This window comes from Microbispora sp. CL1-1, assembly GCF_012034195.1.
Taxonomy (GTDB): domain Bacteria; phylum Actinomycetota; class Actinomycetes; order Streptosporangiales; family Streptosporangiaceae; genus Microbispora.
Genome location: NZ_JAATEK010000027.1, coordinates 38,527 through 55,914, shown reverse-complemented (window position 1 = coordinate 55,914; position 17,388 = coordinate 38,527). Strand labels below are relative to the sequence as shown.

Sequence of the window (17,388 nt, the reverse complement as noted above, 5' to 3'; positions counted from 1 at the left end):
AGCCGTCCGTGCGTTCGTCAGCTCTTCTTGAAGGACCAGACGCCGTCAGCCTTGATCGTGACGAGAATCGTCCCGCTGGGCAGTGGAACCTCACCGTGCCAACTGCCGATCTCGTTGACGATCAGTTCCCTGCTCGTCTCGGTCCAGGCCTCGACGATGAAGTTCGCGCTCCCCGAGTGCCGTGCGTTCACCGTCGTGAGGCCTACGCTCGGCGGGGCGACGATGGCCACCTCGTCACCACGACCTGTGAGCGAACCACCGGACCACACGCGGGCCATCGACAACGGCTTCAGCACGATCGTCCACGCCCCGTCGGCCTGGATCTTCAGCGCGGCCGTCTCCTTGCCGTCGTCCTCGTTCAGCAGGACGCTCCCCTTGTAGTCGCCGATCTCGTTGACGATCGCGCCCTGCTCGGCGCCGCCCGGGTCCAACGGGGAGACGATGAAGTTCGAGCCTCCGCGATGGGTGAGCGTGACCAGCCATACGGCCGTCCAGTCGCTCTTGCGCAGCTTGAGGACCTTCGCCCCGGCCCCGCTGTAGGTGCGCGGCTTGGGCTGCGAGCTGGGCGGCGAGGACGGTTCCTCGCTCGCGCCGGCCTTCTCGGCCGCCGTGGCGTCGGAGTCGGCCGCCGCGCTCGGCTTGTGCGTCTTCGCGGCGGTGCTCGTCGTGCTCGACCTGTCGGAGGCGAGAGACCCGACGGCGGCCATGCAGCCGAACAGCAGGACGAACGGGAGCCCGATCACCAGCAGCCAGAAGCCGGGCCCCTTGCCCTTCTTCCGATGCGGGGGCGGGGGCTGCCAGGCGGGTGGCCGCTGAGCAGGCCCGCCGAACGGAGGCTGGTGGGGGTGTCCGCCGTACGGGTGCTGGCCGGCGGGTGATCCGTACGGACCGTTCGGGGGGCTGGGCTGCTGATGCATGCCGTTACTCCAGAGGCTCGGGTTGCTCCGTGCGGTAGGGGACGTGCTCTCAACGGGCAGGGTTGGCGGCCGAGATTGGACCGTTGCAAAGCCTCATCGAGCACCGCCCGGGATCGCATGCAACGGGGGATATGTCGAGAACGAGTCGAGGGTGCCGCCCGCGTGACACCGCACCGGCACGACACCCTCAACGTGATGGCGGCCCGGCCGGCCCAGATGGGCGGCGCGTCGCCGTCTGTTCCGCCTGCCGTCCCGAACCGGCAGGCGGAAGCCTCAGCCACGGCTCCGCTGTCCCTTTCGGGAGCACCGCGAGCACATCCGCTCGATGTCAGCCGGGGTCGGCATGCGTCCCCGGATCAAGCGAGGCTCGGCCGGGCACCTCCGGGTCGGCATGATGCGTAGAGCCCCCGCCCACCGTCTGTCCGCGTACGGGATGGTGGGCGGGGCGCCCTGCCGGTGACCCCGGTTACGGCAGGCGGGGCCGGGTCGTGGCCAGCCGCAGAGCGCATGCCACCGCCGGCGACCGAGCCGAACGCGGGACTGCTCCAATGGCTACCGGTCCCGACGTGATCCGCCGACGACGAACGGCTGTCGGCCGACCCGATCTGCCAGCGGCCAACGGCCAACGGCCGGGCCGCTACAACGGCCCGGCCGTACCCTCGGGGGACGACGGGTCAGGACGTGACCGGCCTGCCGCCGAAGGTCACGATGAGGTGGCCGTCCGAGGCGAAGGACCAGCCGAGAGCGCCGGTGTAGGAGGAACACCGGGATCCGTTCGAGCCCGCCCAGAACTGGTTGGAGCTGTCCACGTTGCCGACGGTCTTGTCGTTGGACCCGCTGCCGCTGCGGCAGGAGGTGTTGCCGCGGAAGACCGAGGTGCCGGTGTCGAAGGAGAAGTTGCGCTCGGCGTTGTCGATGCCGGCGTTGTCCGAGATCGTCATCGTGCCGGGGTTGCTGTTGTAGGTGAACCCGTGGTGGCCGTTGCGATAGGCGATGTTGCGCCGGACCACGTGGTTGACGGCGATCTTGTCGCCGCCGAGCTTGTAGCCGTTGCGGTCGCCGTTGCCGGACTGGCCTCCGTTGCTGAGGGTGCCGTTGTTGTAGGCCAGGGAGTCCTCGATCGTGACCGGTCCGATGGCTCCGGTGTCCGTCTTGGTGTAGAGGTCCCAGCCGTCGTCGATGTTGTTGTGGGACACGTCGTAGCGGAAGACGTTGCCCGTGCCGGTGGTGAGCTTGGCGGCGAAGCCGTCGGCGTCCTCGCCGTCGGAGTCGGCGTTGTCATGCGACTCCGAGCTGAGGATGAGGTTGTTCGACGGCCACTGGTCGCGCGGGGTGTCGGAGGCGATCCGCCCGAGCTGCAGCCCGGTGTCGCGGTTGTAGCGGGTGATCGTGCGCTCGACGATGTTGTTGCTGCCGCCGATGTAGATCCCGTTGTCGCCGGCCCGCTCGACCACGATGCCGTACACGTGCCAGTACGAGCCGTTCAGCGTGAGCCCGCGGTTGGACGACGACTCGCTCTGCGCCGAGAAGTTCAGCACCGGAGTCTCGCCGGGGTAGGCGGACAGGGTCTTGCGGGCGTTCGAGGTGCCGTTGTTGCCCGGCGCGATGGTGATCGTCTGCGTGAAGTCGTAGCGCCCGCCGCGCAGGTAGATCGTGCCGCCGGGGGCGACGCGGGTGATCGCCGCGGTGAGGGTCGTCGGGTCCGACTGCGTCCCCGCCGCGCCGTCCCTGCCGTTCGGCGACACGTACAGCGCACCGCTCGACGGCGTGGGCGAGGGCGTGGGTGAAGGCGAGCGCGTGGGCGTGGCGGAGGGCGAGGGCGAGGGCGTGGCGGAGGGCGAGGGTGAGGGTGAGGGCGTGGGGGTCGGCGAGGGTGAGGAGGTGGTGACGGAGCCGGTGCAGGTGACGCCGTTGAGCGTGAACGACGCAGGCTTGGGGTTGGACCCCGACCAGCTGCCGTTGAAGCCGATGGACACCGACGCGCCGGTGGCGATGGCCGCGTTGTAGTCCACGTTCGTGGCCGTGACGTTCTGCCCGCTCTGACTGAAAGTGGCCGACCACCCGGTGTCCACCTTCTGACCACTCGCCGGGAACGCGAACCCCAGACTCCAGCCGTTGATCGCGCTGCCCAGGTTCTGGATCGTGATGGCGGCGGTGAACCCACCCGGCCAGTCGTTGGTCGTATAGGTCACGGCACACCCGGTGGCGGCCTGCGCCGCCGGGGCGACGGCCACACCGGCCAGGGCGACCACACCGGCCAGAGCACCGATAACCCCGGCACCCGTTCTGGTTCTGCTTGTCACAACCGAGCTCCTTGCAGGTCACGCAGGGCCCCTGACCGAGGGAAGACTCCCGACCCCACAAGGCTTTTCGTGCACCCGAACGACATCCACACCCGGACGTCCACACCCAGGAACACCGCACAGCAACGTACGACCCCACCGATCACCGGTCAACGACACCCCATAGCGGCAACCGCGTACACCGGCCCCCACAAGCACAGAAACCACCGGAGACGGCACACCGGAACCCGGGAGCGGGTGAAACGTTCAGGCGAGAACGAGGAAAGCAAGGGCGGCGGCAGCCGCGGGTGGGCTCGAAGGGCCCGAGCGCAGGCACGGCGTTTCACCGGCTGCGCGCCGACGGAGACCTCGGCGCTCGACCCCAGGTCGACACGCTCACCGGGCTGCCGCCGCCACGCCTGCGCCGTCCCCTGCCGGGATCGATGGACCGGCAGGGGACGGCGACGGGCAACGGTCACCGCCACCCGCGCCGATGACGGCGCGAGACGGAGGAGAAAAGTGGGAGGACAACGCCCGCTCCTCCGGCCGCAGGAAGCGGGCGCCTCTCCAGATATGACATCTCCTGATTCTCCGGACAATGGGGGAATCACGAGTGAGGGCTCAAACGCTAACGGGCTAGGGACTCCAGGCCAGAAAGGATCGCTTACCGGTTAATAACGATCGGCCTACGACCCCGTCACGCACTGGCGATCAACAAGGCCCCATGGGTCAACTTCTCTGGAAACGGCCTGACGGGAGAGACATGTCCGGTTGGCACCACTCAGCTCCTCTTCCCCCTGTATGGCCGCCGGACCGGTTCGAGGTCCGCTCGATCCGGCCCGTCCCGGACGGCGAAGCGGCCGATCGCTATCACTTCCCGCAGACCGCCCACGAGGCCGCCACGCGCCTACGGGAAGTACGTTTCGCGACACAGATCCAGGTCGTCCGCATCATGGACGGAGTGACCCTCTTCGATCTGACCGCAGGGGTGGAGGTCCCTCTCGAACACTGGTGACCCTTAGAGCGCCTCGGCAGGCTGCGGCAAGATGGGTGCATGACGGCGAAGGACGGCGACGGCTGGGCCCTGTGCTCACTGGGACACCAGCACTGGGGGCTGTACGGCGCCGCCGGCCTGCTCACCGTGCACCACACGCTCGACGGCATGCCGTACGTGCTGATGCAGAAGCGTTCCTGGTGGAGCCATCACGGCGGGACGTGGGGCCTGCCGGGCGGCGCGCGTGACAGCCACGAGGACGCCATCGCCGGCGCGCTGCGAGAGGCCCGCGAGGAGGCGGCGCTCGACTCCGAACTCGTCCGGGTGCGCGGGCTCTACGTCGACGACCACGGCGGCTGGTCGTTCCAGACGGTGATCGCGGAGGCCGAAGGGCTGCTCGACGCCTCGCCCGCCAACGGCGAGAGCGCGGACATGCGCTGGGTGGCGGCCGACGAGGTCCCGGCGAGGGAGCTGCACCCCGGCTTCGCCGAGTCGTGGCCGAGGATCAGGCCCGCGCTGAGCCCGGTGGTCGTCGTGCTCGACATGGCCAACATCATCGGCGCGCGGGCCGAGCACGGCTGGTGGAAGGACCGGGCAGGCGCCGCGAACCGCCTGCTCAACGAGCTGGTCCCGCTCTGCGAACAGGGCATCGGCGAGATGCCCGAAGGCGTGCCGGCCCTGACCCGGTGGTTCCCGCGCATGGTCGCGGTGCTCGAAGGGGCGGCGACCGGTGCCGCCGACTCCGGGCCGGTGACCGGGGACCTGACGGTCGTGGCGGCGGGAGGCAGTGGGGACGACGCGATCGTGGAGGCGGTGCGCGACATGCGGCCCTGGGAGACCACGCTCGTCGTCACCGCCGACCGCGGGCTGCGCGAGCGGGTGACGGCCCTCGGCGCCGTGGTCGCCGGTCCCCGCTGGCTGCTCAAGCAGCTCTGAGCTGAGACTTTTATACCATTCGTCCCATTTGGGCAGGATAAAGCATGTGATCCTGCTCTTCCGCCGACTGGCCGCCACCTGGACCGTGACCGTCCCGATCCTCGCCGTGGCAGTGCTCGCGCTGGCGTGGGGACGGACCATTCCTCTCGTCGTCGTGGTGATCGCGGCGCTGTTCCTCGCGGTCTCCGTGCTCGCGGCCGTGCACCACGCCGAGGTCATCGCCCATCGGGTGGGCGAGCCGTTCGGGTCGCTCGTGCTCGCCGTGGCGGTCACCGTGATCGAGGTGGCCCTGATCATCAGCCTCACCGCGTCCGGGGGCCCGGCCGCGTCGTCGCTCGCCCGCGACACCGTCTTCGCCGCCGTGATGCTCACCTGTAACGGGATCGTCGGCCTGTCGCTGCTGGTCGCGGCCCTGCGGCGGCGGGTGGCGGTGTTCAACGCGGAGGGGACGGGAGCCGCGCTGGCCACCGTCGCCACCCTGTCCACGTTGAGCCTCGTCCTGCCGACGTTCACCACGAGCAGCCCCGGCCCCGCCTTCGCCCCGGCCCAGCTCGCGTTCGCGGCGCTCGCCTCGATCGCGCTGTACGGCCTGTTCGTGCTCACCCAGACCGTGCGGCACCGCGACTACTTCCTGCCCGTGGAGACGGACGAGGATGGCGGAGAGGCCGCCGAACACGCCAGCCCGCCGAGCACGCGGGCCACCGTGGCCAGTCTGGCGCTGCTGCTGAGCGCGCTGGTCGCCGTGGTCGGCCTGGCGAAGGTCGAGTCTCCCGCGATCGAGACGGCCGTGAGCGCGGCGGGCCTCCCGCAGTCGGCCGTGGGCGTCGTGATCGCGCTGCTGGTGCTGCTGCCGGAGACCCTCGCGGCCGTGCGCGCGGCCCGGCGGGCCCGGGTGCAGGTCAGCATGAACCTCGCCTTCGGCTCGGCCATGGCCAGCATCGGGCTCACCATTCCGACGATCGCCGTCGCGTCGTTGTGGATGAAGGGCCCGCTGCTGCTCGGGCTCGGCCCGACGCACATCGTGCTGCTCGGCATCACCGTCGTCGTGGCGACGCTGACCGTGATGCCCGGCCGGGCCCACCTGCTGCAGGCGTGCGTGCACCTCACGCTGTGCGCCGCCTTCCTGCTCCTCGCGGCGAGCCCGTGAGCCCGTACGCCCGTGAGCCCGTGAACAGCGGAGGGCATGTCCTCGAAGGCCGATCGAGCAGGTCTACCGTACGGGCGTGGTGGTCAGCACCCGGAGCAGGATGTCCACCACGTGCTCGGTGCGTTTGCCCACGAAGGCGGGGGTCCACGCGCGGTACCCCATGCCGGCGAGCATGGTCGCGTCGTGCTCGAGAGGGAAGAAGCACAGCGCCACGATGCTGATCAGCAACTGGTCGGGCTCGACTCCCGGACCGGGCGGCGGCGACAGCGCCGCGAGGAACCCGCGCACGCTGCTTTCGTAGGCGGCCGAATGGCGCGGCTCGGTCGCCCGGCCGCTGCGGGTCATCTCGAGGGCGTCGCGCGCCATCAGCTGCACGAACGTGGGGCGCGCGAGCAGGAACCGCAGATAACCGCCGACCAGCACCTCCAGCCCGCGGCGGAGCCCGTCCTCCTCCTTCAGCACGGCCGTCGCCGCCCTGCCCAGCTCCTCCAGCGCGCGGTTGCGCTCCTCGAACAGCCGGTCGATGACCGCCGCGTACAGGGTCGCCTTGTCGCCGAAGAAGTAGCCGGGCAGCGTGCCCGAGACCCCGGCCGCCTTGCCGATCGCGGCCATGCTCGCCCCGTCGTAGCCCTCCCTGGCGAAGACCTGCTCGGCCGCGTCCAGGATCGCCTGCCGGGACCGGTCGGGATCACGACGCCGCACCTTGCCGTCCACGGCCGACCCATCGCGATTCTTGACGGTCACCCGGGCTCTCCTTTCACAGCGGACGGGGGTGCGCGGCCTCGATCACCCTAACGTGCAGAATTTCCGACACAGCCGGTAGGCTATGTATGCTGTTCCTGTTCGAGCAAACAGGAACGGACTCCGCTGCCGGACTCGCTCCGGTCAAAATCACTGATCAACCCAGATGATCACGACCTCACGAGCATGGCCGGCAGGCGTGACTACAACTATCAGACCGAACTGTTAGATCCTCGGAAGGGGACATGAGCGAGCGGCTCACCGGTTCCGGCCCCAGCGAGCGGGCACTGGGCGCACGCCTGACGCGGCTGGAGGACGCACGGCTCCTCGCCGGCGCGGGGAGGTTCCTCGCCGACGTCACCGTGCCGGGGATGACGCACGCGCACTTCCTCCGCTCGCCCCACGCGCACGCGAGGATCGTCTCCATCGACACCAGCGCGGCCCGGTCGCTGCCCGGGGTGCACGCGGTGCTCACCGCGGCCGAGCTTCCGCACCGGCCGCTGGTCGACTCCGTCGCCGTACCCGGGCTGGTGAAGACCCCGCAACCGGCCCTCGCCTCCGACCGGGTGCGCTACGTGGGAGAGCCGGTGGCGATCGTGCTCGCCGGCAGCAGGGCGGTGGCCGAGGACGCGGCGGAGCTGATCCGGGTCGGCTACGCGCCGCTGCCGGCCGCCACCGACCCGCTCGCCGGACAGCACGGCCGGGCCGAGCCGCTCTTCGAGGACATTCCCGGCAACGTGATCTACGCGGGCAGCCGGACGTACGGGAACGTGGACGACGCCTTCGCGTCCGCCGCACACGTCGTCACCGGGCGGTTCACCACCGGCCGCTTCATCGCCGCGCCGATGGAGACCCGCGGCTGCCTGGCGGACTACGACGCGGCCGGCGACCGGCTGACCGTGCACTGCTCCACCCAGTCGCCCCACCTGCTGCGGCGGAAGCTGGCGCACTGCCTGGAGATGGGCGAGGGCCGGATCAGGGTGCTCGTCCCCGACGTCGGCGGCGGCTTCGGCCAGAAGATCCCGGCGGCCCCCGAGGAGATCGCCGTCGCGCTGGCCGCGCGGGCCACCGGCCTTCCGGTGCGGTGGGTGGAGGACCGGCAGGAGAACATCACCGCCGCCCCGCACGCCAAGGACCAGATCGTCGACATGGAGCTGGCGCTGTCGGCGGACGGCGCGTTCGAGGCGGTCCGCGCACGGATCGTCGGCGACTGCGGGGCCTACTCCTTCAACAGCGCGAGCGCGCTCATCGAGTGCTACCTGTCGGCCGGGCTGCTGCCCGGGCCGTACCGGATCCGCAACGTGGCCTGGGAAGTCACCGCGGTGCTGACCAACAAGTCCCCGATCTCCCCGTATCGGGGGGTCGGCTGGACGGCGAGCCACTCCGCGCGGGAGGTCCTGATCGACCGGGCCGCCCGGCTGCTCGGCCGCGACCCGCTCGACCTGCGCAGGCAGAACCTCGTCCGGGAGTTCCCCTACACCTCGGCCACCGGGATGGACTACGACAGCGGGAGCTACGTCGAGTCCCTCGACAAGGCGGCCGGCCTGATCGGCTACACCGGCCTGGAGGAGCGCCGCGCGGCCGCCCGCGAGCGCGGCCGCTACCTGGGCGTCGGCGTCAGCCCGTACGTCGAGCCCAGCGGCTGGGGCACCGCAGGGGCGCTGCAGTCGTCGTGGTCCTTCGCCTCGCACGACCACGTGCGGGTCACCATGGAGCCGTCCGGCGAGGTGACCGTGGCGGTCGGCACGCCGTCCCAGGGGCAGGGGCACGCCACGGTTCTGGCCCAGGTGGTGGCCGGCGTGCTGGGCGTCGACCCGGCGATGGTGACCGTGCTGGCCGACGACACCGCCGCCGTCCCGATCAGCACGGCGGGCACGAGGGCCAGCCGGACCGCCACGGTCATCGGCGGGGCGCTCACCCTGGCCGCCCGCGACCTGCGGGACAAGCTCGCCCGCCTCGCCGCCGGCCTGTTCGAGTGCGACCCCCGCGACCTGGAGTTCGACCAGGGGCACGTCCGGGTCCGCGGCGTGCCGGCACGGAGCGTGCCGCTGGCCGAGCTGGCCGGCCGGGCGCACTTCGATCCCGCCGTGCGCGAGCACCTCCCCGAGCCCGACCTGGTCGCCAACCGCTTCTACGACCCCCCGGCCACCTACTCCAACGGCTGCGTGGCCGTGGTCGTCGAGGTCGATCCGCTCACCGGCGACGTGGCGGTGGTGGACGCCGCGGCCGTGGAGGACTGCGGCACGATGCTCAACCCCCTCATGGTCGAGGGTCAGGTCCTCGGCGCGTTCGTCCAGGGCGTCGGCGGCGCGCTGTACGAGCACGTCCCCTACACCGCCGACGGCGTGCCGCTGGTCACCTCGTTCACCGACTACCTGCTGCCGACCGCCGCCGAGATCCCCCTCGTACGGCTCGGGCACTGTTGCTCGCCGTCTCCGCTCACCGTCAACGGCAGCAAGGGAATGGGCGAGTCCGGAGTGATCGCGACGCCGGCCGCCGTGGCCTGCGCCGTCGCCGACGCGCTCGCCCCCTTCGGCGTCGAGGTGGACCGCACCCCGCTGACGCCCGCCTACGTGTCCGGCCTGCTGCCCCGCCCCTTCTGATCCCCGACAAGGAGACAACGTTGTTCACGATCGAGCCCATGGTCGTCGCCTACGGACCGCACAGGGAGAAGAGCCGCTTCACCTACATGCACAACGCGGGCGTGGCCATCGACATCCCGTACGTGTCCTGGCTGGTGCGCGGCAAGGACCTCAACGTGCTGATCGACGTGGGCTGCAGCGCCCGGGACTACGCCGAGCACATCCGGCCCAAGGACCGCCAGCTCGTGCACGTCGGCCAGGTCTTCGCCGACGTGGTCGACGTCAAGCCGATCACCGAGCACCTGCGCGACCGCGGCCTGGCCCCGCGCGACATCGACTTCGTCGTCCTGTCCCATCTGGACTGGGACCACTGCATGACGATGGACCCGTTCACGGAGAGCACCGTCTACGTGCAGCGCAGGGAGTGGGAGACCACCCCGTCGCACGAGATGTTCGCCACCTCGTTCGCCCCCAAGGAGCACTACGACAAGATCGCCGAGGGGAACCTGGAGCTCCTCGACGGCACGCACAAGATCGCCGAAGGGCTCGAGCTCATCCTGTCCCCCGGGCACACCTTCGGCGGCCAGTCCGCGATCGTCAAGACGAGCGAGGGCACCTTCGTCATCGCCGGCATGTGCGTGCTGAAGGAGAACTTCTACCCCACCGAAGAGCAGCAGGAGCACTTCAAGGTCATCCCGCCGGGCGGCCACACCGACCTGTTCGAGTCGTACGAGACGATGCTCAAGCTCAAGGAGATCGGCGGCGACAACGTGCTGCCGCTGCACATGTCCGAGGCCTGGGACATCACCCGCATCGGGTCCCCGATCGGAGCCTGACCCCCGATGAGACCCGCCGCCTTCGACTACGTGCGCCCGCGTTCGCTGGAGGAGACGCTCGCCCACCTCGCCGGGAATCGGCACGCCCGGGTGCTCGCCGGCGGGCAGAGCCTCGTGCCGCTGCTCAACCGGCGGGCGGCGCGCCCCGGGACGCTGGTCGACATCAACGCCGTCGCCGGCCTGGACGTCCTGCGGTGGGACGACGACGCGCTCCACATCGGCGCCACCGTACGGCAGCGCCGCGTGGAGCTGGACGCGGACGTGCGCGCCCGGATTCCGATCCTCTCCGAGGCGACGGCGTTGATCGGCAGGATCGCCATCCGCAACCGGGGCACGATCGTCGGCAGCCTGACGCACGCCGACCCGTCCGCGGAGCTGCCCGCGGTGGCCGTGGCCTGCCGGGCCGAGGTGAGCATCGCGTCCGCGGCCGGGCTCAGGACGTGTCCCGCCGGCGAGTTCTTCCTCGGGGCGAACCACACGTCGCTGGCCCTGGGCGAGATGGCGATCGGCGTGCGGTTCCCGCTCCCGCCGCCGCGCACCGGCCAGGCGTGGGTGGAGTACAGCCGCAGGCACGCGGACCTGCCGTTGGTGGGCGTCGCCTGCGAGCTGACGCTGACCGCCGGCGGCGTGATCGCGGACGCCGCCCTCGTCTGCGCCGGGGTCGGGCCGCGTCCGTGGCGCGTGCCCGCGGCGGCCTCGCTGATCGGCGCCGCTCCGGAGGCGTCTGCGGAGGCGTCCGCGGCGTCTCCCGAGGCGTTCCGGGCGGTGGCGAGGGCCGCCGCGGTCCAGTGCGAGCCGTACGGCGACGCCCGCACCGACGCCGCGCACCGGCGGCGGCTGGTGTACGCGCTGACGCTGCGGAGCCTGGAGACGGCCTGGTCCCGGGCGGGTGAGCAGCGGTGACCACCGGTCCCGGGGAGCGTGACGAGCGGATTCTCGTCCGGCTGCGCGTCAACGGCGTGGAGCACGCCGTACGGGCCGAGCCGCGCGAGAGCCTCGCCGAGCTGCTGCGCGAGAAGCTGCGGCTCACCGGCACGCATGTCGGATGCGAGCAGGGGGTGTGCGGCGCGTGCACGGTCCTGCTCGACGGCGCGTCGGTGCGGTCCTGCCTGCTGCTGGCCGTCCAGGCGGATGGGCACGAGGTCACCACCGTGGAGGGCCTCGCCTCCGGCGCTTCGGCCTCCCATCCGCTGCGGCGCGCCTTCACCGACAACCACGCCCTGCAGTGCGGGTTCTGCACCCCCGGGGTGCTGATGACGGCGTACGAGCTGCTCAGCACCCGGCGGGGGCTGTCCGAGCGCGACATCCGCGTCGCGCTGTCCGGCAACCTCTGCCGGTGCACCGGCTACCAGGGCATCATCGCCGCCGTACGGCAGGCGGACGAGCAGTGGGAACGCGACGTTCCCGATCAGCAGCACACCGATCAGCAGCGACCCGATCGGCAGTGACCCGGTCAACAGTGACCCGGTCAACAGCGACCCGATCAACAGCACACCGATCGGCAGCACCCCGATCGGCAGCACTAGGAGAAACATGAAGACAAGGCATGGGCTCGCCGCCGCACTCTCCACCGCGGTCCTGGTGGCCGGCTGCTCGGCCGGCGCGGACTCCGGCGGCGGCGAAGCAAAGACGATCAAGGTCGGCACGCTGTTCTCGGTGACGGGCCCGGCGGCGAACGTCGGCGACAAGATGCGCAAGGGCATCGAGCTCGCCATCGACCAGATCAACCAGCGGGGCGGCATCGACGGCAAGAAGATCGAGTGGAAGTTCTACGACCCGGCCGGCGACACGGCGACGGCGGTGTCGCAGACCCGCAAGCTGCTGACCAGTGACAAGGTCGACGTCGTGGTCGGCGGCGGCAGCGCCAGCGGCATCGCGCTGGCCATGGCGCAGCTCACCGAACCGGCGAAGAAGCTGTTCGTCGCCACCGAGGGCGCCCGCAACATCGTGCAGCCGGAAAGCGCGCACGCGCTGACGTTCAAGGCGACCTTCAACGACACCGTCGTCATCCAGAAGATCATCGAGTTCTGGAGGGCCAAGGGCGTCTCGCGGGTCGCGATGCTGCCCGACACCACGGGCTTCGGGCAGTCGGCGCTGGAGGTGGCCAAGCAGGAGGTCCCCGCGGCCGGCATCAAGATGGACGTCGCGTCCTTCGACACGGGCACCAACGACTTCACCCCCACGCTCGGCAAGCTCGCGGCCGGCAAGCCCCAGGCCTACCTCGCCTGGACCACCGACAGCTCGGGCGTCGCCTTCATCAAGAACGCGCGGGCGCTGGTGCGCGACGACTCGGTGCTGATCCAGCACGGCCACGGCTTCGTGGACGACAGGTACATGCGGCAGGCGGGGGAGGCGAGCGTCGGCACCGTGCTGGCCTCCCCCAAGCTCCCCGTCTACGACCTGCTGCCCGACTCCGACCCGCAGAAGAAGACGATCGGCGACTTCGTCACGGCCTACCAGGCGAAGTACCAGGAGCAGCCCAACGTCTACGCGGGCCAGGCGTACGACGCCATGATGATCACCGCCGAGGCCATCGAGAAGGCGGGCACCACCGACGGCCCGGCGCTGGCCAAGGCGCTGGAGAACCTGGGCGAGTACGTCGGCCTCACCGGCGTGTTCCGGTACAGCGCCCAGGACCACAGCGGCCTCGCCTCCGACGGCGTGACGATGATCAAGTGGGATGGCACGCGCTTCGTGCCCGCCGGGAGCTAGGTCGTGTCCGGCGTGGTTCGCCCGAGCGGAGACCTGGCGGGGGGCCGGACGACCCGGCCCCCGCTCTCCCGCGCCGGGTGGGAGGCCCGGTGGGAGGCCCGGTGACCCTGCTGCTCCAGGTCCTGTTCGCCGGGCTCAGCGTGGGCGCGGTGTACGCGCTGGTGGCCGTGGGCTTCGGCGTGGTCGCCAACGGCACCGGCGCGGTGAACTTCGTGCAGGGCGAGTTCGTCATGCTGGGCGGCGTCATGGCCGGGATCGTCAACGAGTGGCTGCGACCGCCGCTGGTCGTGAGCCTGCTCGCCGCCCTGGCCGTCGGAGTGGCGGCCGGCCTGCTGACGGAGCTGGCGGCCGGTCGTTTCTCCCGCTCCCACAACGCCGACGTGATCACCCTCGCGACGATCGGGCTGACGTTGGTGATCAAGGCGGTGGTCCTGCTGGCCACCGGCGCGCGCACCTACCAGCTTCCCCACTTCCTCGGGGAGGCGCCGCTGCACGTCGCCGGAGCGGTCGTCGACACCCAGGCGCTGTGGAACCTCGCGGTCGTCGTGGTGGTCGCCGCGGCGCTGTCGGCGTTCTTCCGGCGCACCCGCCGGGGCACGATCCTGCGGGCCGCCGCCGACGACCCCGAGATGGTCGCCTCCCTTGGCGTGCCGTTCCGTACGACCGCCCGCTGGGCGTTCGTGCTCGCCGGGGTGCTGGGCGCGCTCGCCGGGGTCGGCCTCGCACCGCTGTCGGTGATGTCCTACGACTCGGGGACCCTGCTCGGGCTCAAGGGGTTCGCCGCCGCGATGCTCGGCGGGCTGGGCAACCTCTACGGCGCCCTGGCCGGCGGGCTGCTGCTCGGGCTGACCGAGGCCGTGGTCGCCGGGTACGGCTCGGCCACCTACAGCGACGCGGTCGCGTTCGTCGTCCTGCTGATCGTGCTGTTCACCCGGCCCACCGGCCTGTTCGCGCAGCGGAAGGCGGTGCGCGTCTGATGGCCGTCTCGCGTGTCCTGTCGCCGCCGGTGGCGACCGGCGTCCTGCTCGTGGCCCTCCCTCTGGTGTTCGTCTCCGACTACGCGCACTCGGTGCTGGTGCAGTTCTGCGTCATGCTGCTCCTGCTCACGGGGCTCGACTTCATCAACGGCCACGCCCGGATGATCTCCCTGGCGCAGGCGGGCCTCTACGGCCTCGGCGCCTACACGGCGGGCATCCTCAGCGCGCGCTCGATCCTGCCGCCGGTCCTGGCCTTCGTGTGCGCGCCGCTGCTGGTCACCGTGGTCGCGCTGCTGATCGGGTCGGCGTCGCTGCGGCTGCGGGCCACGTACTTCACGATGGCCACCCTCGCGGCGGGCTACGTGCTCTATCTGCTGTTCGGCCGGCTGACCTGGCTGACCGGCGGGCCCAACGGCCTGCTCGGCATCCCGCCGCTCGGCGAGGCCGTGAGCGGGACCACCGCGATGTACGTCCTGGCCGCCGCGCTCGCCTTCCTCGGCGTGCTCGTGGCGCACAACGTGGCGTCCTCGCGGGCGGGCCGGGCGCTGCGGGCGCTCGGGTCCTCCGAGCCCGCCGCCGTGGCGAGCGGGGTGCCCGCCTACCGGCTGAGGCTGTTCGCCTTCGGCCTCAGCGGCTGCTACGCGGGGGTGGCCGGAGCCCTGCAGACGTTCCACGACACCTTCGTCAGCCCCTCGTCCTTCGGCTTCTTCACAGCGGTGCTGTTCGTCGTGGGCCTGACCGTCGGCGGCGCGGGCCGTCCCACCGGCCCGCTGATCGGCGCGGCGCTGCTGACCGGCCTGTCCCAGCTCGGCACCGAGTACGCCGGGTTTGAGTCGCTGATCGTGGGCGTGGTGTTCCTGGTGGCCGTCCAGGCGTTCCCCGACGGCGTCGGCGGCCTGACCGCGCGCCTGGCGCCGAGGAGGGCCCGATGAGCGAAGGACTGGTGATCACGGGGGTCTCCAAGAGCTTCGGCGGGGTCAGCGTGCTGAACGACGTCAGCCTGACCGTGCGGCCGGCCATGGTGACCGCGTTGATCGGCCCCAACGGAGCCGGCAAGAGCACCCTGGCCAACATCGTCTCCGGCTTCGAACGCCCCGACCGGGGCAGGATCGAGGTGGCCGGCCGCGACCTCACCGGACAGCGTCCGGAGCTGCGCGCCTCGGCAGGGCTGGCCCGCACCTTCCAGAACCTGGAGATCTTCAAGGGCCTCACGGTGCTGGAGAACGTCATGATGGGCGCGTACGGCCGGGGCGGCAGCGGGCTGGTCGGCGCCCTGCTCGCGCCGCCGGGCGCGCGGCGGGAGGAACGGCGGCTGCGCACGGCCGCCCGCGAGCTGCTGGAGCGGTTCGGCCTGGCCGACTCGGCCGACGTGCCGGTGGAGTCCCTGCCCTTCGGCCAGGCCAAGCTCCTGGAGCTGGCCAGGGTACTCGCCCTCGACCCCCACGTGGTCGTGCTCGACGAGCCGGCCGCCGGGCTGCCCGCGACCAGCGCGCGGATGGTGGGCGAGCAGGTGACCCGCATGGCGCGGGCGGGCGTGGCCGTGCTGCTCATCGAGCACAACATGCAGCTCGTCATGGAGGTCTCCGACCACATCGCGGTGCTCGACCACGGCGAGCTGCTGACGGTGGGCGACCCGGCGGAGGTACGCGCCGATCCCCGCGTCATCGAGGCGTACCTGGGAGAGGGGACACCATGACGGCCGCGCTCACCATCCGCGACCTGCGTGTCGCCTACGGCCGCATCGAGGTGGTCCACGGCGTCTCGTTCGAGGCCGCCACCGGCCGGGTCACCTGCCTGCTGGGAGCCAACGGCGCGGGCAAGACCACCACCATCCGGGGCCTGCTCGGGCTGCAGGCGGACCGCTCCGGCGTGGTGAAGGTCGGCGACACCGACGTGAGCAGGCACGAGGCGCACAAGATGGCCGGGTTCGGCATCGCGTACGTGCCCGAGGGGCGGCGCGTCTTCGCCCGGCTGTCGGTCCGCGACAACCTGCGCATGGGAGCGGCGACCCGCCCCCGGAGCTGGCGGAGCGACGACGAGCTGGACCGGGTGCTCGGCACCTTCCCGGAGCTCGCCGGCCGGCTGGACGCCCCGGCCGGGCTGCTGTCCGGCGGCCAGCAGCAGATGCTCGCCATCGGCCGGGCGCTCATGGCCCGGCCGACCCTGCTCATCCTCGACGAGCCGTCGATGGGCCTGTCGCCCAAGCTCGTCACGCGGATCTACCAGGCGCTGGCCCGGCTGCGCGACGAGGGCCACACCATCCTGCTGGTCGAGCAGAACGCCAAGCTCGCGCTGGACCTCGCCGACCACGCCTACGTGCTGGAGACCGGCCGCATCGCCGAATCCGGCCCGGCCGCCGACCTGTCCTCCTCCACTCGCGTCCGCGACATCTATCTCGGCACAAAGGAGCAATCATGACGTTCATCGGCACCGCCGAGCTCGCGGCCCGGCTGACCGACCCGGGTGTCCGGATCGTCGACGTACGGTGGCGGCTCGACGACCCGGAGGCGGGTGCGCGCGCCTACGCGGACGGCCACATCCCCGGCGCCGTCTACCTGAGCTGGCTGCGCGACCTGTCGGACGAGGACGACCCGGTCGAGGGCCAGCTCGCCACGCCGGAGGCGTTCGCCCGCGTGCTCGGGGCCGCGGGCATCGGGCCGGACACGACCGTGGTCGCCTACGACGACGGCACGATCTACATGGCGGCACGGCTGGTGTGGGCGCTTCGCCAGTACGGGCACGCCGACGCCCACGTCCTCGACGGCGGGCTGCCCGCGTGGCTGCGCGAGGACCGGCCGGTCACCGCCGAGGTGCCCGCGCCCGAGCCTCGTACGTACCCCGTGCCCGGACCCCGGGACCTGCGGGTCACCAAGCACGACGTGCTCGCGGCCCTCGGCACGGGGGACGTCACGATCGCCGACTGCCGGATGGACGAGACCTACCGGGCGGCCGGCGCCCACATCCCCGGCGCGGTCAGGTTCCCGGCGCCGGCCCTCTTCGCCGAAGGCGGCCTCCTGCGCGCCCCGTCCGAGATCGCGGAGCTCGCCGAGCGGGCCGGCATCGTACGGGACCGGCCCACGATCCTCTACTGCGGCGGCGGGGTCTCCGCCAGCGCCGCCTTCCTGGCCCTCCGCGAGATCGGGTTCGATCGGCTCACCGTCTACGACGGCTCGTGGTCGGAGTGGAGCGCCGATCCCGCCACTCCGAAGGAGAGCCACTCCGCCTGATCGCGAGGTCCGTACGGCCGGGGCAGGACAACGCCGC

At 71.5% G+C, this 17,388-nt stretch carries 16 protein-coding genes; 13 read left to right on the top strand and 3 right to left on the bottom strand.

All coding sequences use genetic code 11. The annotated features are described in order from the left end of the window. Positions 1 to 17: 17 nt before the first annotated feature. Together HCK04_RS27150 and HCK04_RS27145 are read right to left on the bottom strand one after the other, a co-directional pair. Positions 18 to 917, bottom strand: a complete 900-nt coding sequence (locus HCK04_RS27150; protein WP_142650229.1) for a hypothetical protein — start codon at positions 915 to 917, stop codon at positions 18 to 20. A gap of 674 nt (positions 918 to 1,591) precedes the next feature. Continuing rightward, on the bottom strand, positions 1,592 to 3,220 hold the full coding sequence (locus tag HCK04_RS27145) for a cellulose-binding domain-containing protein (protein ID WP_142650228.1): 1,629 nt from the start codon (positions 3,218 to 3,220) through the stop codon (positions 1,592 to 1,594). Between the two features lie 742 nt (positions 3,221 to 3,962). On the opposite strand from HCK04_RS27145, the gene HCK04_RS27140 reads away from it, so the two are divergent. Genes HCK04_RS27140 through HCK04_RS27130 form a run of 3 tightly spaced genes read left to right on the top strand, consistent with a single transcriptional unit; the run spans position 3,963 to position 6,276 of the window. Continuing rightward, positions 3,963 to 4,214, top strand: a complete 252-nt coding sequence (locus HCK04_RS27140) for a hypothetical protein (protein ID WP_142650227.1) — start codon at positions 3,963 to 3,965, stop codon at positions 4,212 to 4,214. Between the two features lie 39 nt (positions 4,215 to 4,253). Further along, positions 4,254 to 5,129: an NUDIX hydrolase gene (locus tag HCK04_RS27135; protein ID WP_142650226.1), complete on the top strand. Its 876-nt coding sequence runs from the start codon at positions 4,254 to 4,256 to the stop codon at positions 5,127 to 5,129. Between the two features lie 46 nt (positions 5,130 to 5,175). Continuing rightward, positions 5,176 to 6,276, top strand: a complete 1,101-nt coding sequence (locus tag HCK04_RS27130; RefSeq protein WP_142650225.1) for an ionic transporter y4hA — start codon at positions 5,176 to 5,178, stop codon at positions 6,274 to 6,276. 63 nt (positions 6,277 to 6,339) lie between these two features. On the opposite strand, the gene HCK04_RS27125 is transcribed toward HCK04_RS27130, so the two are convergent. Continuing rightward, a complete protein-coding gene (locus HCK04_RS27125; protein ID WP_142650224.1) occupies positions 6,340 to 7,020 on the bottom strand; it encodes a TetR family transcriptional regulator in 681 nt (226 codons plus the stop codon). Between the two features lie 242 nt (positions 7,021 to 7,262). Here HCK04_RS27125 and HCK04_RS27120 point away from each other — a divergent pair, with 242 nt between their 5' ends. From HCK04_RS27120 to HCK04_RS27075, 10 genes are all read left to right on the top strand, one after another. Further along, on the top strand, positions 7,263 to 9,620 hold the full coding sequence (locus HCK04_RS27120; protein ID WP_142650223.1) for a xanthine dehydrogenase family protein molybdopterin-binding subunit: 2,358 nt from the start codon (positions 7,263 to 7,265) through the stop codon (positions 9,618 to 9,620). Positions 9,621 to 9,640: 20 nt separating this feature from the next. Then, complete coding sequence (locus HCK04_RS27115) at positions 9,641 to 10,435, top strand: N-acyl homoserine lactonase family protein (RefSeq protein ID WP_142650222.1); 795 nt, start codon at positions 9,641 to 9,643, stop codon at positions 10,433 to 10,435. 6 nt (positions 10,436 to 10,441) lie between these two features. After that, positions 10,442 to 11,338, top strand: a complete 897-nt coding sequence (locus HCK04_RS27110; RefSeq protein ID WP_142650221.1) for an FAD binding domain-containing protein — start codon at positions 10,442 to 10,444, stop codon at positions 11,336 to 11,338. After that, positions 11,335 to 11,883 (top strand): (2Fe-2S)-binding protein, encoded by a 549-nt coding sequence (locus tag HCK04_RS27105; protein ID WP_142650220.1) that lies wholly within the window; start codon positions 11,335 to 11,337, stop codon positions 11,881 to 11,883. Before HCK04_RS27110 ends, HCK04_RS27105 begins: the two co-directional genes overlap by 4 nt. Before the next feature lie 85 nt (positions 11,884 to 11,968). Next, on the top strand, positions 11,969 to 13,147 hold the full coding sequence (locus HCK04_RS27100; protein ID WP_142650219.1) for an ABC transporter substrate-binding protein: 1,179 nt from the start codon (positions 11,969 to 11,971) through the stop codon (positions 13,145 to 13,147). A 101-nt stretch (positions 13,148 to 13,248) separates the two neighbouring features. Beyond that, positions 13,249 to 14,124 carry a branched-chain amino acid ABC transporter permease gene (locus HCK04_RS27095; protein ID WP_168066303.1) on the top strand — a complete coding sequence of 292 codons (876 nt, stop codon included), beginning with the start codon at positions 13,249 to 13,251 and terminating at the stop codon, positions 14,122 to 14,124. Next, on the top strand, positions 14,124 to 15,056 hold the full coding sequence (locus tag HCK04_RS27090) for a branched-chain amino acid ABC transporter permease (protein ID WP_142650217.1): 933 nt from the start codon (positions 14,124 to 14,126) through the stop codon (positions 15,054 to 15,056). Before HCK04_RS27095 ends, HCK04_RS27090 begins: the two co-directional genes overlap by 1 nt. After that, entirely contained in the window at positions 15,053 to 15,820 is a 768-nt protein-coding gene (locus HCK04_RS27085; protein WP_142650216.1) for an ABC transporter ATP-binding protein, read from the top strand. Before HCK04_RS27090 ends, HCK04_RS27085 begins: the two co-directional genes overlap by 4 nt. Then, complete coding sequence (locus HCK04_RS27080; RefSeq protein ID WP_142650215.1) at positions 15,817 to 16,542, top strand: ABC transporter ATP-binding protein; 726 nt, start codon at positions 15,817 to 15,819, stop codon at positions 16,540 to 16,542. The genes HCK04_RS27085 and HCK04_RS27080 overlap by 4 nt, the downstream gene beginning before the upstream one ends. Beyond that, positions 16,539 to 17,351: a sulfurtransferase gene (locus HCK04_RS27075; RefSeq protein WP_142650214.1), complete on the top strand. Its 813-nt coding sequence runs from the start codon at positions 16,539 to 16,541 to the stop codon at positions 17,349 to 17,351. Before HCK04_RS27080 ends, HCK04_RS27075 begins: the two co-directional genes overlap by 4 nt. The last annotated feature ends 37 nt before the right edge of the window (positions 17,352 to 17,388 follow it).